This is a genomic window from Acuticoccus mangrovi, assembly GCF_016411865.1.
GTDB lineage: Bacteria > Pseudomonadota > Alphaproteobacteria > Rhizobiales > Amorphaceae > Acuticoccus > Acuticoccus mangrovi.
In genome coordinates, this window is the sequence record NZ_JAEKJA010000002.1 from 1 (window position 1) to 15,869 (window position 15,869).

Annotated in this window: 12 protein-coding genes; 3 read left to right on the forward strand and 9 right to left on the reverse strand. The window is 69.9% G+C overall.

Annotated features, from left to right (window positions below):
• Window positions 1–91: 91 nt before the first annotated feature.
• The 7 genes from JCR33_RS03130 to JCR33_RS03160 form a co-directional block, all read right to left on the reverse strand.
• Entirely contained in the window at window positions 92–3,889 is a 3,798-nt protein-coding gene (locus JCR33_RS03130; protein ID WP_198880570.1) for a vitamin B12-dependent ribonucleotide reductase, read from the reverse strand.
• Window positions 3,890–4,210: 321 nt separating this feature from the next.
• Complete coding sequence (locus tag JCR33_RS03135) at window positions 4,211–5,017, reverse strand: class I SAM-dependent methyltransferase (RefSeq protein ID WP_198880571.1); 807 nt, start codon at window positions 5,015–5,017, stop codon at window positions 4,211–4,213.
• 43 nt (window positions 5,018–5,060) lie between these two features.
• Window positions 5,061–6,125: a BMP family ABC transporter substrate-binding protein gene (locus JCR33_RS03140; protein ID WP_211110044.1), complete on the reverse strand. Its 1,065-nt coding sequence runs from the start codon at window positions 6,123–6,125 to the stop codon at window positions 5,061–5,063.
• A gap of 86 nt (window positions 6,126–6,211) precedes the next feature.
• Entirely contained in the window at window positions 6,212–7,126 is a 915-nt protein-coding gene (locus JCR33_RS03145) for an ABC transporter permease (protein WP_198880573.1), read from the reverse strand.
• The gene (locus tag JCR33_RS03150) at window positions 7,123–8,217 is read right to left on the reverse strand and encodes an ABC transporter permease (protein WP_198880574.1); all 1,095 of its coding nucleotides are present in this window, start codon (window positions 8,215–8,217) and stop codon (window positions 7,123–7,125) included. Before JCR33_RS03150 ends, JCR33_RS03145 begins: the two co-directional genes overlap by 4 nt.
• On the reverse strand, window positions 8,207–9,739 hold the full coding sequence (locus JCR33_RS03155; protein WP_198880575.1) for an ABC transporter ATP-binding protein: 1,533 nt from the start codon (window positions 9,737–9,739) through the stop codon (window positions 8,207–8,209). The genes JCR33_RS03150 and JCR33_RS03155 overlap by 11 nt, the downstream gene beginning before the upstream one ends.
• Window positions 9,740–9,776: 37 nt before the next feature.
• Entirely contained in the window at window positions 9,777–10,814 is a 1,038-nt protein-coding gene (locus tag JCR33_RS03160; RefSeq protein WP_198880576.1) for a LysR family transcriptional regulator, read from the reverse strand.
• A gap of 166 nt (window positions 10,815–10,980) precedes the next feature.
• Here JCR33_RS03160 and ribB point away from each other — a divergent pair, with 166 nt between their 5' ends.
• Complete coding sequence (gene ribB, locus JCR33_RS03165) at window positions 10,981–12,102, forward strand: 3,4-dihydroxy-2-butanone-4-phosphate synthase (RefSeq protein WP_332461109.1); 1,122 nt, start codon at window positions 10,981–10,983, stop codon at window positions 12,100–12,102.
• Between the two features lie 60 nt (window positions 12,103–12,162).
• Here ribB and JCR33_RS03170 read toward each other — a convergent pair whose 3' ends face one another.
• Entirely contained in the window at window positions 12,163–12,942 is a 780-nt protein-coding gene (locus JCR33_RS03170) for an SDR family NAD(P)-dependent oxidoreductase (RefSeq protein WP_198880577.1), read from the reverse strand.
• Between the two features lie 39 nt (window positions 12,943–12,981).
• A complete protein-coding gene (locus tag JCR33_RS03175; protein ID WP_198880578.1) occupies window positions 12,982–13,932 on the reverse strand; it encodes a sugar-binding transcriptional regulator in 951 nt (316 codons plus the stop codon).
• Window positions 13,933–14,062: 130 nt separating this feature from the next.
• Between JCR33_RS03175 and JCR33_RS03180 the strand changes: the two genes are divergently transcribed.
• Together JCR33_RS03180 and JCR33_RS03185 are read left to right on the forward strand one after the other, a co-directional pair.
• Window positions 14,063–14,920: a transketolase gene (locus JCR33_RS03180; RefSeq protein WP_198880579.1), complete on the forward strand. Its 858-nt coding sequence runs from the start codon at window positions 14,063–14,065 to the stop codon at window positions 14,918–14,920.
• A gap of 1 nt (window position 14,921) precedes the next feature.
• Window positions 14,922–15,869 (forward strand): transketolase family protein, encoded by a 948-nt coding sequence (locus tag JCR33_RS03185; protein ID WP_198880580.1) that lies wholly within the window; start codon window positions 14,922–14,924, stop codon window positions 15,867–15,869.

Consider the following 15,869-nt stretch of genomic DNA (forward strand, 5'->3'; position numbering starts at 1 on the left):
ACCGCTCGATGCCGTGCTCGAGGGTCCGCTCTCGTGAAGAAGGCCGGCGGGGGCCGGCCTTCTTTTCTCGCGGGACTGTCGGTGTTTTCGCTCAGCTGCAGCCGGAGGTGGAGCCGCAGGTGTCGCACTTCAGGCAGGTGCCGTTGCGCACCAGGGTGAAGTTGCCGCATTCGCCGCACGGGTCGCCCTCGAAGCCCTTGAGGCGGGCGAGGATCGAGCGCTCCGCGTTGGTCTCCTTCGGCGGGGCGCTGCTCGCCGCGGCCGAGCCGAGCGGGGCATCGTCCACCACCGCCGCGCCGCCGACGAGGCCGAGGAGGGCGGCGACCTCCGCGCGGATCTCGTCGAGGGGGGAGGCGTCGTCCTCCTCCGCGTCGCGCATCGTCGCGGGGGCGGCGCGCTGGGTGATCTGCGCCGGCTCGGCGTGCGCCTCCGCCACCGCGGTGCGCGGCGAAGCGTGCTGCACCCGGCTCATCGCGTTGGCGATCACGTCCACCGCCTTCGCCTCCGGCGCGTCGGCCCGGATGAGGCGGAAGCGCTGGCCGCGCACCAGCCCGTGCGACACCATCTGCGGCGCCGGCTTGTCGCCCGCGACGCCGCGGCCGACGCCGGTCGCCCCCGTGTCGTCCGGCTGCACGTGGGCGAGATCGTTGCGGCCGAGATAGGAGACGGCGAGCTCGCGGAAGATGTAGTCGAGGATCGAGGTGGCGTTCTTGATCGCCTCGTTGCCCTGGACGAGGCCCGCCGGCTCGAAGCGGGTGAAGGTGAAGGCGTCGACGAACTCCTCGAGCGGCACGCCGTACTGGAGGCCGAGCGAGATGGCGATGGCGAAGTTGTTCATCATCGCGCGGAAGGCGGCGCCCTCCTTGTGCATGTCGATGAAGATCTCGCCGAGGCGGCCGTCGTCGAACTCGCCGGTTCTGAGATACACCTTGTGGCCGCCGATGATGGCCTTCTGGGTGTAGCCCTTGCGCCGGTCGGGCATCGATTCGCGCTTGCGCGAGATCACCTCGCGCTCCACGACGCGTTCCACGAAGCGCTCGGCGACGTGGGCGGCGCGCTTGGCGACGGGCTCGGCGAGGATCTCCTCGATCTCCTCCTCGTCCTCGGCGATGAGCTGGGCGGAGAGGGGCTGCGACAGCTTGGAGCCGTCGCGGTAGAGGGCGTTGGCCTTGAGGGCGAGCTTCCAGGACAGCTCGTAGGCCGCCGTGCAGTCCGCCACCGAGGCGTCGTTCGGCATGTTGATGGTCTTCGAGATCGCGCCCGAGATGAACGGCTGGGCCGCCGCCATCATGCGGATGTGGCTGTCCACCGACAGGTAGCGCTTGCCGAGCCGGCCGCAGGGGTTGGCGCAGTCGAAGACGGGCAGATGCGCCTCTTCGAGGTGCGGGGCGCCCTCAAGGGTCATCGCGCCGCAGACATAGATGTTCGCCGCCTCGATCTCGGCCTTGGTGTAGCCGAGGGCGTCGAGCACGTCGAACTTCGGGTCGCCGAGCACCGCCGGATCGACGTCGAGGACGCGCGCGAGCACCTCCTCGCCGATGGTCCACTTGTTGAAGGCGAAGCGGATGTCGAAGGCGCTCGCGAGGGCCGCCTCCACCGCGTCGATGGCCTTCTGCGGCATGCCCTTTTCCGACAGCGCCTCGGGGTTGATGTGAGGCGCGCCCTCCATCGTGCCGTGGCCGACGGCGTAGTTGATGATCGCCTCGCGCCGCTCCTTCTCGTAGCCGAGCACGCGCAGCGCCTGCGGCACGGCGCGGTTGATGATCTTGAAGTAGCCGCCGCCGGCGAGCTTCTTGAACTTCACGAGGGCGAAGTCGGGCTCGATGCCGGTGGTGTCGCAGTCCATCACGAGGCCGATGGTGCCGGTGGGGGCGATCACCGTCGCCTGGGCGTTGCGATAGCCGAACTTCTGGCCGAGCGTCAGCGCGCGGTCCCATGCCGCGGCGGCGCGCTCCACGAGCTTGGGATCGGGGCAGGCCTCGATGTCGAGCGGCACCGGGGTGGTGGAGAGGCGCTCGTAGCCCACCGTCTCGCCGCGGGCGGCGCGACGGTGGTTGCGGATCACCCGCAGCATCGCGCCGGAGTTCTCCTCATAGCGGGGGAAGGCGCCGAGGTCGCGCGCCATCTCCGCCGACGTCGCGTAGGCGGTGCCGGTCATGATCGCGGTGATGGCGCCGCAGATGGCGCGGCCCTTGGCCGAGTCATAGGGAATGCCCGATACCATCAGCAGGCCGCCGATGTTGGCGAAGCCGAGGCCGAGCGTGCGGTAGTCGTAGGAGCGCTGGGCGATCTCGGCGGACGGGAACTGCGCCATGGTGACGGAGATCTCGAGCACCATCGTCCACAGCTTCACCGCGTGCTCGAAGAGGCCGATGTGGAAGGCCCCGTCTTCCGACTTGAACTGCAGGAGGTTGATCGAGGCGAGATTGCAGGCCGTGTCGTCGAGGAACATGTACTCCGAGCACGGGTTGGAGGCGCGGATCTCGCCGCCGGCCGGGCAGGTGTGCCAGTCGTTGATGGTGGTGTGGAACTGGATGCCGGGGTCGGCGGACGACCAGGCGGCGTAGCCGATCTGATCCCAGAGGTCGCGGGCCTGCACCGTCTTCGCCACCTTGCCGGAGGTGCGCGAGGTGAGGTGCCATTCCTTCTCGGTCTCGACGGCCTTCAGGAAGTCGTCGGTGACGCGCACCGAGTTGTTGGAGTTCTGGCCGGACACCGTGAGGTAGGCTTCGGAGTCCCAGTCGGTGTTGAACTCGGGGAACTCGATCTCGGTGAAGCCCTGGCGCGCGAACTGGATGACGCGGCGAACGTAGTTCTCCGGCACGTGCGCCTTCTTGGCGGCCTTGATCTCGCGCTTCAGCGCCGGGTTCTTGTTGGCATCGTAGCAGTCGTCGCCGGAGCCCTCGCAGTTGACGCAGGCCTTCATGACGGCGGTGAGGTGCTGCCGGACCACCTTGGAGCCGGTGACGAGGGCGGCGACCTTCTGCTCCTCGCGCACCTTCCAGCCGATATATTCCTCGATGTCCGGGTGGTCGATGTCGACGACGACCATCTTGGCGGCGCGGCGCGTGGTGCCGCCCGACTTGATGGCGCCGGCGGCCCGATCGCCGATCTTGAGGAAGCTCATCAGGCCCGACGACTTGCCGCCGCCCGACAGGCGCTCGCCCTCGCCGCGGATCGCGGAGAAGTTGGAGCCGGTGCCCGAGCCGTACTTGAAGAGGCGCGCCTCGCGCACCCAGAGGTCCATGATGCCGCCCTCGTTGACGAGGTCGTCACCCACGGACTGGATGAAGCAGGCGTGCGGCTGGGGGTGCTCGTAGGCGCTGGTGGAGCGCTGCAGCGTCTTCTTGAGCGGGTCGACGTAGAAGTGGCCCTGACCGGGACCGTCGATGCCGTAGGCCCAGTGGAGGCCGGTGTTGAACCACTGCGGCGAGTTGGGCGCCACCTTCTGGGTGGCGAGCATGAAGCGGACCTCGTCGAAGAAGGCCTTGGCGTCGTGCTCGGTGTCGAAGTAGCCGCCCTTCCAGCCCCAGTAGGTCCAGGCGCCGGCGAGACGATCGAACACGGCGCGGCTGTCGGTCTCGCCGGTGGTCTTCTCGTCCTCGGCGAAGTCCGTCATGTTCTTTTCGTCGGGCACCGAGCGGCGCAGCCAGGAGGGCACGCTCGATTCGGCGACCTTGCGCAGCTTCACCGGCACGCCGGCTTTGCGGAAATATTTCTGGGCGATGATGTCGGTCGCCACCTGCGACCAGGAGGCGGGCACCATCACGTTGTCGAGACGGAAGACGGTCGAGCCGTCCGGATTGCGGATCTCCGAGACGGCGGTGCGGAACTCGATGCCGTCATAGGGAGACTGACCGTCTTTGGTGTATCGCCGTTCGATCCGCATTACCTATTCCTTCGCAAAGGCTCGTCGCCACACTCTGGCTCGGAAGGTGCTGGCTTCGGCGCCGTGCGGGAACCCTCCCGGCGGCGCTTCCCTGTGGATGGACGGAAGTTATCCCCGCAACTTCGTTTTGTCCTCAGCCCACCATATATGGTGTCTCACCCTCCGGCGACCAACTAAATGACCGGCCAAAAGTTAAGGCCGGCCTAACGTCAAGAGGCGTGCTTCGGCCGGCGCACGTGCCAATGTACACGAAATGTTCTCCTTGTGAAGACCCTGCGAATCGCATCCGCCACGCGCCGTTCCCGGTCCGTCGCGGTGCCCTCAGGCGTGCGTGGCGGTGACGATCAGCGCCTCTTGCGGCATCACCACCCGATCGCCGGCGACGTGGCGCGCGACGGCGGGGGCGGCATCGGCGACCACGCGGGGCAGCACGTCCTCGCCGAGCGCGGCGACCTTCGGGCCGATGGGGTTGGAGAGGATCTCGGCGGGGAAGCTGATCTCGGGGAGGGCCATCACGCGCTCGACGACGAGCGGGGCCGTCTCGATCGTCCCGAAGCCGGCGGCGAGGAGGGCGGCCGGCAACACGCTGCGACCGTCGAAGTCGAACGGGGAGAGCCAGTCGCGGGCGATCTCCGGGCCCGCGTGGCGCTCGAGTGCCGCCGCGGTGGCGGTGAAGAAGAGGTTGGGCGGCCCCCAGACCGTGAGCGCCACGCGGCCGCCGGGCTTCAGGACGCGGTGGATTTCGGCGGCGGCGGCCTCCACGTCCGGCACATATTGCATGCCCTGCTGGCACAGGACGTCGGAGAAGGAGGCGTCGGCAAAGGGGAGCGCCAGCGCGCTGCCGACGACCCACTCGCAGGCGCCGGCGGCGGGATCGTCGACCCCGGCCGCGACCTCGATCATCGCGGCGCTGAGATCGAGCCCGACGACGCGCGCCGCCGACCCGAGGCGCCGGCGCGCGGTGCGGGCGAGAATTCCCGTCCCGCAGGCGAGATCGAGGAGCGTGGCTCCGGCAGAGGGCGCGACGGCCGCAAGGGTCGCCGCGGCGAGCGGGGCGAAGATCGCCGGCACCTTCTGCGCCTCGTAGAGGACGGCGGCGTCGGCGTCGAGGACGTAGCCCTTGCCCATCGAGCCCCTCCGGCGGGCGTTCGCGGACCGGGGGTGGCGAGGATTATTGCGGCAGCGTGCCGTCGACCCCCTCGACATAGAAGTTGAGGCCGAGGAGCTCGCCGTCGCTCGCCATCTCGCCCTCGGCGAGCCATTCGGTGCCGTCCTGCTTGTTGATGGGGCCGGTGAAGGGCTCGAGCTCGCCGGACTTGATCTTCTCCACCGTCTCCGCCGCCATCGCCGCGACGTCGTCGGGCATGTTGGTGTAGGGGGCCATCGCGACGTTGCCCTCGGCGAGGCCGTGCCAGGTGTCCTGCTGCTCCCAGGTGCCGTCCCGCACCGCCTTGATACGCTCGATGTAGTAGGGGCCCCAGTCGTCGACGATGGCGGTGAGCTGCGTCTCGGGTCCGAACTCGATCTGGTCGGAGGCCTGGCCGAAGGCCTTGATGCCGCGCTCGGCGGCGACCTGCATCGGCGCGGTGGAATCGGTGTGCTGGGTGAGGATGTCGACGCCCTGGTCGATGAGCGCCTTCGCCGCGTCGGCCTCGCGGCCGGGGTCGAACCAGGAGTTCACCCACACGACGCGCACCTTGAAGTCGGGATTGATCGACTGGGCGCCGAGGAGGAAGGCGTCGATGCCGCGCACCACCTCGGGGATCGGCATGGAGGCGATGTAGCCGGCCTCGCCGGACTGGCTCATCTTGGCCGCGATCTGGCCGATGACGTAGCGCCCCTCGTAGAATTTCGAGTTGTAGGTCGACACGTTGGGGTGATCGCGCTTGTAGCCCGTGGCGTGCTCGAACTTCACGTCGGGGAAGCGGCCGGCGACCTTGTTGGTGGCGTCCATGTAGCCGAACGAGGTGGTGAAGATGATGTCGCAGCCGGAGCGGGCGAAGCGCTCGATGGCGCGCTCGCCGTCGGCGCCTTCGGGGACGGACTCCAGATAGGCGGTCTCGACCGCGTCGCCGAGCGCCTCCTCGACCTGCAGGCGACCCTGGTCGTGCTGATAGGACCAGCCGAAGTCGCCGATCGGGCCCACGTAGATGAAGCAGGCCTTGGTGGGGTCCTGCGCCGCCGCGCCGCCGGCGGCAAGCAGGAGAGCGGCGAGGGATGTGGCCAGTCGTTTCATAAGTCTCATCCTTGTGGGGCCGGGTGGCGCCGGTGGTCGATGCTCTGCGCAGCCTAAACCGGCCGCGACCGTGTGCAAGCGCCGCCTCAGCGGTCGGGCACGAAAGGTTGGCCGAGGGCGGCGGGGGTGTTGATCATGGTGAAACGCCGGTTCCGCGAGATCAGCACCAGCACCAGGATGGTGGCGAGGTAGGGGAGCGCGGCGAGGAGCTGGGAGGGTACCGACACGCCGAGCGCCTGGGCGTGGAACTGGGCGATGGTGACGGCGCCGAAGAGGTAGGCCCCGACGGCGAGGCGCAGCGGCCGCCAGCTGGCGAACACCACGAGGGCGAGGGCGATCCAGCCGCGCCCGGCGGTGATGTTCTCGATCCACTGGGGCGTATAGACGAGGGTGAGCTGGGCACCCGCGATCCCGGCGCAGAGCCCGCCGAAGAGCACCGCGAGGGTGCGGATGCGTCCCACATGGAGCCCCAGCGCGTGGGCCGCCTCCGGCCGGTCGCCGACCGAGCGCAGCCGCAGCCCCGCCCGGCTGCGGAACAGGAAGAGGGCGACCGCCACCGTGAGGACCACCGAGAGGTAGAAGAGGAGGTCCTGGGCGAAGAGCACCCGGCCGACCACCGGCAGCTCGGAGAGGACGGGAATGGCGATCGGCTCCATGCCCACCCCGGGCCGCCCGACGAAGGCTTCGCCCACCATGCCGGCGACGCCGAGGCCGAAGATCGTGAGGGCGAGGCCGGTCGCCACCTGGTTGGTGGCGAAGCCGATGGTGAGGCCGGCGAAGATGCCGGCCATGGCGATCCCCGTCGCCGCCGCCGCGAGGAGGCCGAGATAGGGCGAGCCGGTGGAGTAGGAGACGGCGAAGGCGGCGACCGCGCCGGTGACCATCATCCCTTCCACGCCGAGATTGAGGACGCCGGAGCGCTCGGCGACGAGCTCGCCGATGGCGGCGAGGAGGAGGGGCGTCGCCGCGGTGATGATGGTGAGGATGATCGATTCGGTCATGCCGCGGCCTTTCCGGCGGAGCCGTGCACGACGCGGACGCGGTAGCGCACCAGCGTGTCGCTCGCGAGGACCGAGAAGAGCAGGACGCCTTGGAAGACGCGGGTGAAGCGATCCGACATGCCGAGGGTGATCTGTGCCCCCTCGCCGCCGAGATAGGTGAGGGCGAGGATCGCCCCCGCGACGATGACGGCGAGCGGATTGAGGCGGGCGAGGAAGGCGACGATGATGGCGGTGAAGCCGTAGCCGGGGCTGATCGAGGGGCGCAGCTGGCCGATGGCGCCCGACACCTCCACCATGCCGGCAAGCCCCGCGAGCGCACCGGAGAAGAGGAAGACGAAGACCGTCGTCGCCCGCGCGTCGAAGCCGGCGAAGCGGGCCGCGCGAGGGCTGAGGCCGGTGAGGCTGATCTCGAACCCCTTGAGCGTGCGCAGGACGAGGACGAAGGTCGCGACCGCCACGACGAGGGCGATGACGATGCCCCAGTTGGCGCGCCCGCCGAAGTCGCCGGTGGCGATCACCTCAGGCAGCGTGGCCGCGGCGGAGAAGGAGCGCGTCTCGGGAAAGTTGTAGCCCTCCGGGTTCCGCCAGGGGCCGCGCACCAGATAGTCGAGAAGGAGCTGGGCGACGTAGACGAGCATCAGCGAGACGAGGATCTCGTTGGCGCCGAAGCGCGTCTTGAGGACGGCGGGGATCGCCGCCCAGGCCGCCCCACCCGCCATGCCGAGGACGATCATCGCCGGCAGCACCCAGGGGCCGGAGGCGTCCGGCGCGAACACCGGGATCGCCGAGGCCGCGATGGCGCCGGCGATGAACTGGCCCTCCGCGCCGATGTTCCAGACGCTCGCCCGGAAGCACACCGAGAGGCCGACGGCGATGATGATCAGCGGCGCCGCCTTGATGGCGAGCTCGTGCAGCGACCAGATCTCCGACAGCGGCTCCACGAAGTAGGCGTGGAGCGCGCGCCGCGGCGGCTGGCCGAGGACGGCGAAGAGGATCGCGCCGATGACGAGGGTGACGAGGAGGGCGACGACGGGGGCGAGCGCCTCGCCGAGCGGGCTGACGCGGGGCCGGCGGGTGAGCTCAAGCCGCATGGTGGTGTCCTTCCGCCCCGCCCATCAGGAGGCCCACCGCCTCGCGGGTGAGGGAGGCGACCGGGGCGGGCGTCGACAGCCGCCCCTCCGAGATGACGGCGATGCGATCGGCGAGGAGGAACAATTCGTCGAGGTCCTGGCTGATGACGAGGACGCCGGCGCCGGAGGCCGCGAGGTCGAGGATCGCCTGGCGGATGTTGGCGGCGGCACCGGCGTCGACGCCCCATGTGGGCTGATTGATGACGAGGAGGCGGGGCGACCAGTCGAGCTCGCGGCCCACCACATATTTCTGCAGGTTGCCGCCGGAGAGCGCGCGGGCGGGCGGATCGTCGGCGGCGCCGCGCACGTCCATCGCCTCGACGATGCGGCGCATCGCCCGCCGCGCCGCGCCCTTGTGGAGGAGGCCCAGCGGGCCGACGGTGCGGTCGCGCCGCTGATGCCGGGCGAGGATGATGTTGTCGGTGAGGTCGAGGCTCGGCGCCGTCGCGTGGCCGAGCCGCTCCTCCGGCACGAAAGCGGCCCCGAGCCGGCGACGCGCGTCGACGCCGAGCGGTGCCGCGACGGTGCCGAGGATCGACACCTCGCCGGCGTCGCCCCTCAGCGCCACCTCGCCGGACAGGCACTCGAAGAGCTCGCCCTGACCGTTGCCCGCCATGCCGGCGATGCCCACCACCTCGCCGGCGAGCACGGTGAGCGACACGTCGGCGAGGGAGACGCCGAAGGGGCGGTCGGAGGGATGGTCGAGATGGTTGATCGCGAGCGCCACGGGGGCGTCGGCGGCGGGAGCGGCGCGCTGGCTCACGGCGGGGACCTCGCCGCCCACCATCGCGGCGGCGAGCGAGGCGGCGGTCTCCGCCTTGGGGTCCACCTCGGCGACGACGCGGCCCGCCCGCATCACCACCGCCCGGTCGCACAGCGCCCGCACCTCCTCGAGCTTGTGGGAGATGTAGAGGACGGTGCGCCCCTCCGCCTTCAACTTACGCAGGGTGACGAAGAGCCGGTCCGCCTCCTGCGGCGTGAGCACCGAGGTCGGCTCGTCCATGATGACGAGGGTGGGGTTCTGCAGCAGGCAGCGCACGATCTCGATGCGCTGGCGCTCGCCCACCGAGAGGTCCGCGACGAGGGCGCCGGGGTCGAGCGGCAGCCCGTAGTCCTCTGAAAGGGTGCGGGCGCGGGCGGCGAGGCCCGACATCTTCTCCTCACCGAGCACCAGGGCGATGTTCTCGGCGACGGTGAAGGCCTCGAACAGCGAGAAGTGCTGATGCACCATGCCGATGCCGAGGCGGCGGGCGAGCCGCGGCTCGGTGAGGGCGACGTTCTCGCCCTTCCAGGCGATGCCGCCGCTGTCGGGCTGCAGCGCGCCGAACAGCATCTTCACGAGAGTGGACTTGCCCGCACCGTTCTCGCCGAGGAGGGCGACGATCTCGCCTTCGCCGAGCCGGATCGAGATCCCGTCGCAGGCCGTCAACGCGCCGAATGTCTTGGTGAGGCGGTCGGTCGAAAGAAGTGTGTCGCGGTTCATCCGCAGGCCCGTCCTCCCGTGTCACGCGCGGCGCGAGCTAAGCGGATTCTCGGCGCGCCGTCACGCTCGCATGCAAGTCGCGCTCCACCGCGCCCTCGGGCGAGGAGGCGGGCGCGACGAGGAGGGCGGGGCCGAGAAAGGGGTAGCGCGCGAGGAGCGGGCCGAGGACGTCGGCGCTGAGGATCGCGCGGATGGTGTCGGCGACGGCGGCGGTCAGCGTGCCGTGCTCGCCGCGCCGGGCGAGGAGGCTCATGGTGCGGGAAAAGCGCCCGCGCGGCATGGGCGCGATGTGGAGGGCGTCGAGCCGGGCCGCCTCCTGGGCGAGGCAGAGCGGGGTGGTGAGGCTCCAGCCCATGCCCGCCGCCACCGCCGCGAGCTGGCCGGTGGCGGTGTCGAACTCGGCGTGAAAGGGCAGCTCCAGGCCGAGGCGGGTGAGCTGGCGCTCGATCTGGCGTCCGATCGCCGAGCGCTGCGAATAGCGCACGAAGGGCCGGGCGGCGAGGCGGGCGAGGTCGACGGCTTCGCCTGCGTCGTCGGGGGCCTGGTCGCGGGCGAAGACGAGCACGAACGGCTCGGTGACGAGGGCGTGGTGCTCGAGCCCCTCCACCCCGTCGAGCTCGCCGGAGGCGCTCACGATCATGTCCACCTGGTGGCTGAGGAGGGCGGCTTGGTGGTCGGGCGAGATGCCGGACCAGATGCGCCACCGGTCCGCCGCATGGGCCATGCGCGAGACGAGCGCCGGCCCGACGGTGTTCGCGACGCTCTCGGCCATCGCAAGGGTCAGCGAGGCCGGCCGCCCCGTGCCGCCGGCGACGGCGAGGAACGCGTCGCTCGCCGCCGCGATCAGCGCCGCGCCCCGGTCGCGCAGGACGGCGCCGGCCGGCGTCAGCCCGATGGGGCGCTGGTTGCGGTCGAAGAGGGCGACGCCCGCCGCCTCCTCCAAGGTCGCGATCGCCTGCGAGACGCTCGACTGGGTGAGGCCGAGGCGCCGGCCGGCCGCCGTCATCCCGCCCGCGTCGGCGACGGTGAGGAAGATGCGAATCGCGCGAATGTCGAAAGCGGCGGGCAGGTCCATCGCGCAAGCATCGCCCGGCCGGGCCCGCGCTGCAACGACCGGGCCAAGGCGGGTGCGACACAGCTGCACTTTCAGTGCATGGCGGCTGGTCTACGCCCTGCATTGCTTCATCCTGCCGCGCTCTTCTATGAGACGGCATTCGGAGTGATACGAAAGTCAGGAAGACGTGGCAGGTGAAGAGCTGACCCTCGATAGCGTGGAGGATGCGATCGCGGCGGTGGCCCGCGGGGAACTCGTGGTTGTCGTCGACGATACGGATCGGGAAAACGAGGGCGACCTCATCATGGCCGCCTCCAAGGCGACCCCCGAGACGATGGCGTTCATGATCCGCCACACGAGCGGCATCATCTGCGCACCGATGAGCGTGGAGCGGGCCGAGACGCTGAACCTCCCGCCGATGGTGGCGAACAACATCGACCCGATGCGCACCGCCTTCACCGTGTCGGTCGACTATAAGATCGGCATGACGACGGGCATCTCCGCCCAGGAGCGCAACAACACCGTGCGCGCCCTCGCCAACAACAACGCCCACGACCGCGACTTCCTGCGCCCCGGCCACGTGTTTCCGCTGATCGGGCGGGAAGGCGGCGTCCTGACCCGCTCCGGCCACACCGAGGCGGCGATCGACCTCGCGACCCTTGCCGGGCTCGAGCCGGTGGGCGTGCTCGCCGAGGTGGTCAACGACGACGGCACGGTGCAGCGCCTGTCGGAGCTCGTGCCCTTCGCCCGCGAGCACGGGCTGAAGATCGTCTCCATCGAGGACCTCATCTCCTACCGCATCCGTCGCGAGACGTTCGTGAAGGCGGTGCGCGAGGAGACGATGCTCGTCGGCGGCCGCGAGGCGGTGGTGAGGGTCTATGAGACGCCGTTCGACGAGATGCAGCACGTGGTGGCGATCTTCGGCGACCTCGGCGACGGAATGAGCGTGCCGGTGCGTATCCATCGCGAGCAGCCGGTGACGGACCTCTTCGGCCGCACCAGCGGGGCGCGCACCTGGGTGGAGACGGCGGTGAGCAAGCTCGCGGGTCGGCCGTGCGGCGTGCTCGTCCTCTTGCGCACGGCGCGGGTGGACGACTTCGAGGGCCGCGTGGTGGACCACGCCGACGGCGAGCGCCACGCGAGCGCCCTGGTGCGGCGTCGGCGCTGGCGCGACGTCGGCGTCGGCGCGCAGATCCTGCGCGATCTCGGCGTGCGCTCGATCATGGAGATCGCCTCGCACGAACGCGCCTATGTCGGCCTCACCGGCTTCGGCATCCAGGTGGAGGGCACCATCCTCACCGAGGGGTGAAAGGGGTGAGGCGCGCGAGCGAGCGGGAGGCGCCGGGCGAACCCGACGCCCGTCGCGACGTCAGGACATGATGAGGCCGCCGTCGACGTTGATCGTCTGGCCGGTGATGTAGGCGGCGGCATCGGAGGCGAGGAAGGTCACGAGGCCGGCGACGTCCTCGCCGGTGCCGGCGCGGCCCATCGGAATGTTCTTCACCCACTCGGCCATCAGTTCGCCGGGCTTATAGTCGCCGAGGAGCTTGCCCCAGGCGCTGTCGTTGTAGGCCCACATGTCGGTGTCGATGATGCCGGGGCAGATGGCGTTGACCGTGATGCCTTCCTTCGCCACCTCCTTGGCGAGGCTCTGGGTGAGGCCCATCACGCCGAACTTCGAGGCGGCGTAGTGGGGGGTGTAGATGAACCCCTCGCGCGCCTGGCCCGAGGCGGTGTTGATGAGGCGGCCGCCGCGGCCCGCCTTGCGCATGCGGGCGATCGCTTCCTGGCAGGCGAGGAAGACGCCGGTGGTGTTCACCTCGAGCACCTTGCGCCATTCCGACTCGGTCAGCTCCTCCACCTTGGCGATGGTGATGATGCCGGCGTTCTGGAAGGCGATGTCGACGGGGCCGAAGGCCGCCTCGGCGGCGTCGAACAGGGCGGCGACCTCCGCCTTGCGGGTGACGTCGGCGGTGAAGCTCTTCGCTTTGCCGCCGGCGGCGACGATCTTGTCGGCGACGGGGCTCGCGTCCTCGTTGGCGCTCACCATCACGCTGGCGCCCTCGCGGGCGAAGGCTTCGGCGACGGCCGCTCCGAGCCCCCGGCTGCCGCCGGTGATGACCACCGTCTTGTTGGCGAATCGCGTCATTCTATTCCTCCCTTCGGGGTGTGGATCGGCACGGCCGCGTCAGTCGCTGAGGAGCGCCGCGGCGGTGTGGTTGTCGGTGACGAGCACGGTGAGGTAGCGGCCGAGCATCGCGGCGCGGATCGCCGCGACCTTCCGTAGCCCGCCCGCCACCGCGACGATGCGCGGGATTCTCGCGAGCTCGGGAAGATCGATGCCGATGATGCGCCCGTCGATCGTGGAGCGGACCTGCCGTCCCTCGGCGTCGAAGAAGCGCAGCCCCATGTCGCCGACGGCGCCGAGCGCGGCGAGGGCGGCGCGCTCGGCGGGAGTGGGGCGATTGCCCGAGTCGGCGATCATCGGGGAGGGCTCCAGCGCACCGATGCCGACGAGCGCCAGGGTGACGTCGGCGAACTGGGCGAGCGTCTCGCGCACATAGGGCTCGGCCATCAAGATGGCGCGCCCTTCGGCCGATCGGGTGAGGCCGGGGGCGGCGAGGAGATGGGGCGTCGCGCCGGTGATCTGGGCGAGGCGGATCGTTAGGTGATTGGCATGCTTTTCGACCGCCGGGTTGCCGGTGCCGCCGAGGAGCTGGATGACGCGGTCGGCCGGCGCCTGGGGCGGCTGCAGGTTGTCCACCATGCGTAGCAGCGAGGCGCTCCAGGAGGAGAGGCCGATCACCTCGTCGCGGGCGAGCGTGGTGCGCACATAGTGGGCAGCCGCGGCACCGAGGGCCGACAGGATCGAATCCTCGCTCGCCTCGTCGGCCTCCACCACCACCGCCTCGGCGAGGCCGTAGCGCTGCCGCAGCGCCGCTTCGAGATCGAAGAAGGTGCCGCGCGGCGTGTTGATGGTGATGCGGACGATGTCCTCTTCCTGGGCGCGCTTCAGGAGGCGAGAGACGGTCGCCTGCGAGACGTTCAACTCGCCCGAAATCGCCGACTGGGTGTGCCGCTCCTGGAAATAGAGCTGGGCGACGCGCGCCATCAGACGGAGGTCGTGCAGCTTGGCCATCAGCCCGGCGTCCGGGGCCCGCGAGCGGGCGCTGTTGCAGTGCACAAGAAATTTGCCACTTGACGCAAAATCCCGCAGATCTTAGCGTTGAATAACGATCCAGTATTGAATAAATATTCAGGACGCTCTCATGTCAATAGCGCAGGCCCACCCGCCCGAGACCGGACCCGCCAATTTCGCGTTCCTGAACGCCGACGAGCTCGCCGCCGAGGCGAAGGTCGTGCGTCGCAACGTGCTCACCACCATCCAGGCGGCCGGCATCGGCCATGTCGGCGGCGACATGTCGGTGACGGACATTCTCGTGACGCTGTTCTTCGGCGTCATGAAGCTCGACCCGGCGCACCCCGACATGGTGGACCGCGACCGCTTCATCCTCTCCAAGGGCCACTGCGCGGCCTCGCTCTATTCGGTGCTGGCGCGGCGCGGCTTCATCGAGGAGAGCGCGCTCGCAACCTTCGCGAAGCCCCTTTCGGCCCTCAACGGCCACCCGAACCGGCGCAAGGTGCCGGGGGTGGAGGCGAACACCGGCCCGCTCGGCCACGGCCTGCCGATCGCCGTCGGCACCGCCATCGGCGCCGGCATCCGCGGGCTCGACTATCGCGCCTTCGTGGTGACCGGCGACGGCGAGCTCCAGGAGGGTTCCAACTGGGAGGCCGCGATGTACGCCGGCCACCGCAAGCTGTCGAACCTCACCGCCATCGTCGACCGCAACCGCCTGCAGCAGGGCGCCCGCACCGCCGACACCAACGAGCTCTCCCGCCTCGGCGACAAGTTCGACGCGTTCGGCTGGGAGGTGCGCGAGATCGACGGCCACGACTACACCCAGCTGCTCGACGCGCTCGGCCGGCCGGGCGAGGGCAAGCCCGTGTTCGTGCTCGCCAACACCACCAAGGGTCGCGGCGTGTCGTTCATGGAGGACCGGGTGGAGTGGCACCACAAGGTGCCGAGCGACGCCGAGGTCGTCGAGGCGCTGAAGGAGCTCGCATAACATGGCCGACACGATCGCGCTCGCCGAGACCTACGACTGTCGCAAGGCATTCGCCGAGGCGCTGCAGGATCTCGCGCGCCAGGACGGGCGGATCGTCGCCGTGTGCAACGATTCGGTCTCGTCCTCGAACCTCAAGGGGTTCCAGCAGGAATTTCCCGATCGCCTCGTCAATGTCGGCATCGCCGAGCAGAACATGGTGGGCGTCGGGGCGGGTCTCGCGAACGCCGGGCTGATCCCCTTCGTCTGCTCCGCCTCGCCCTTCCTCACCGGCCGCTCGATGGAACAGGTGAAGGTCGACGCCGCCTACAACGGCTATCACATGGTATTGTGCGGCATGAGCCCCGGCATGGCCTATGGCGAGCTCGGCCCCACCCACCATTCGATCGAGGATCTCGCCTGGATGCGGGCGATCCACGACCTCACGGTGCTGGTGCCCGCCGACCCGTTCCAGACCGACGCCGCGGTGCGCTGGGCGGCGGCGACCGATGGGCCCGTCTTCATGCGCGTCGGCCGCTTCAAGGTGCCGGCGGTGTCGAAGGAAGGCGAGGGCTTCGAGGTCGGCCGCGCCGACGAGCTCGTCTCCGGCGACGACGTGGCGCTCATCGCCACCGGGACGCTCGTCTCGCGTGCCGTGGAGGCGGCGGAGATCCTGAAGGGAGAGGGCATTGCCGCCCGCGTCCTCAACATCTCCTCGCTCGCGCCGATCGATACCGCGGCGGTGATCCGTGCCGCCAAGGAGACCAAGGGGATCGTCACCGCCGAGGAAGGGGTGCCGAGCGGCGGTCTCGGCGGTGCGGTCGCCGAGATCGTGGTGCAGAGCCATCCCGCCAAGATGAAGATCCTCGGTGTCGACGAGTTCGCGCCGACGGGCGACGCGGCGTTCCTTCTCAATCACTTCGGCCTCAACGCCGAAGGCATTGCGAAGGCCGCCCGCGAGCTGGTGGCCTGA

Excerpts from the sequence above, each read along its gene's own strand:
- JCR33_RS03130 (WP_198880570.1), bottom strand. The coding sequence starts at position 3,889 with ATGCGGATCGAACGGCGATACACCAAAGACGGTCAGTCTCCCTATGAC.
- JCR33_RS03135 (WP_198880571.1), bottom strand. The coding sequence starts at position 5,017 with ATGGGCAAGGGCTACGTCCTCGACGCCGACGCCGCCGTCCTCTACGAG.
- JCR33_RS03140 (WP_211110044.1), bottom strand. The coding sequence starts at position 6,125 with ATGAAACGACTGGCCACATCCCTCGCCGCTCTCCTGCTTGCCGCCGGC.
- JCR33_RS03145 (WP_198880573.1), bottom strand. The coding sequence starts at position 7,126 with ATGACCGAATCGATCATCCTCACCATCATCACCGCGGCGACGCCCCTC.
- JCR33_RS03150 (WP_198880574.1), bottom strand. The coding sequence starts at position 8,217 with ATGCGGCTTGAGCTCACCCGCCGGCCCCGCGTCAGCCCGCTCGGCGAG.
- JCR33_RS03155 (WP_198880575.1), bottom strand. The coding sequence starts at position 9,739 with ATGAACCGCGACACACTTCTTTCGACCGACCGCCTCACCAAGACATTC.
- JCR33_RS03160 (WP_198880576.1), bottom strand. The coding sequence starts at position 10,814 with ATGGACCTGCCCGCCGCTTTCGACATTCGCGCGATTCGCATCTTCCTC.
- JCR33_RS03170 (WP_198880577.1), bottom strand. The coding sequence starts at position 12,942 with ATGACGCGATTCGCCAACAAGACGGTGGTCATCACCGGCGGCAGCCGG.
- JCR33_RS03175 (WP_198880578.1), bottom strand. The coding sequence starts at position 13,932 with ATGGCCAAGCTGCACGACCTCCGTCTGATGGCGCGCGTCGCCCAGCTC.
- JCR33_RS03180 (WP_198880579.1), top strand. The coding sequence starts at position 14,063 with ATGTCAATAGCGCAGGCCCACCCGCCCGAGACCGGACCCGCCAATTTC.
- JCR33_RS03185 (WP_198880580.1), top strand. The coding sequence starts at position 14,922 with ATGGCCGACACGATCGCGCTCGCCGAGACCTACGACTGTCGCAAGGCA.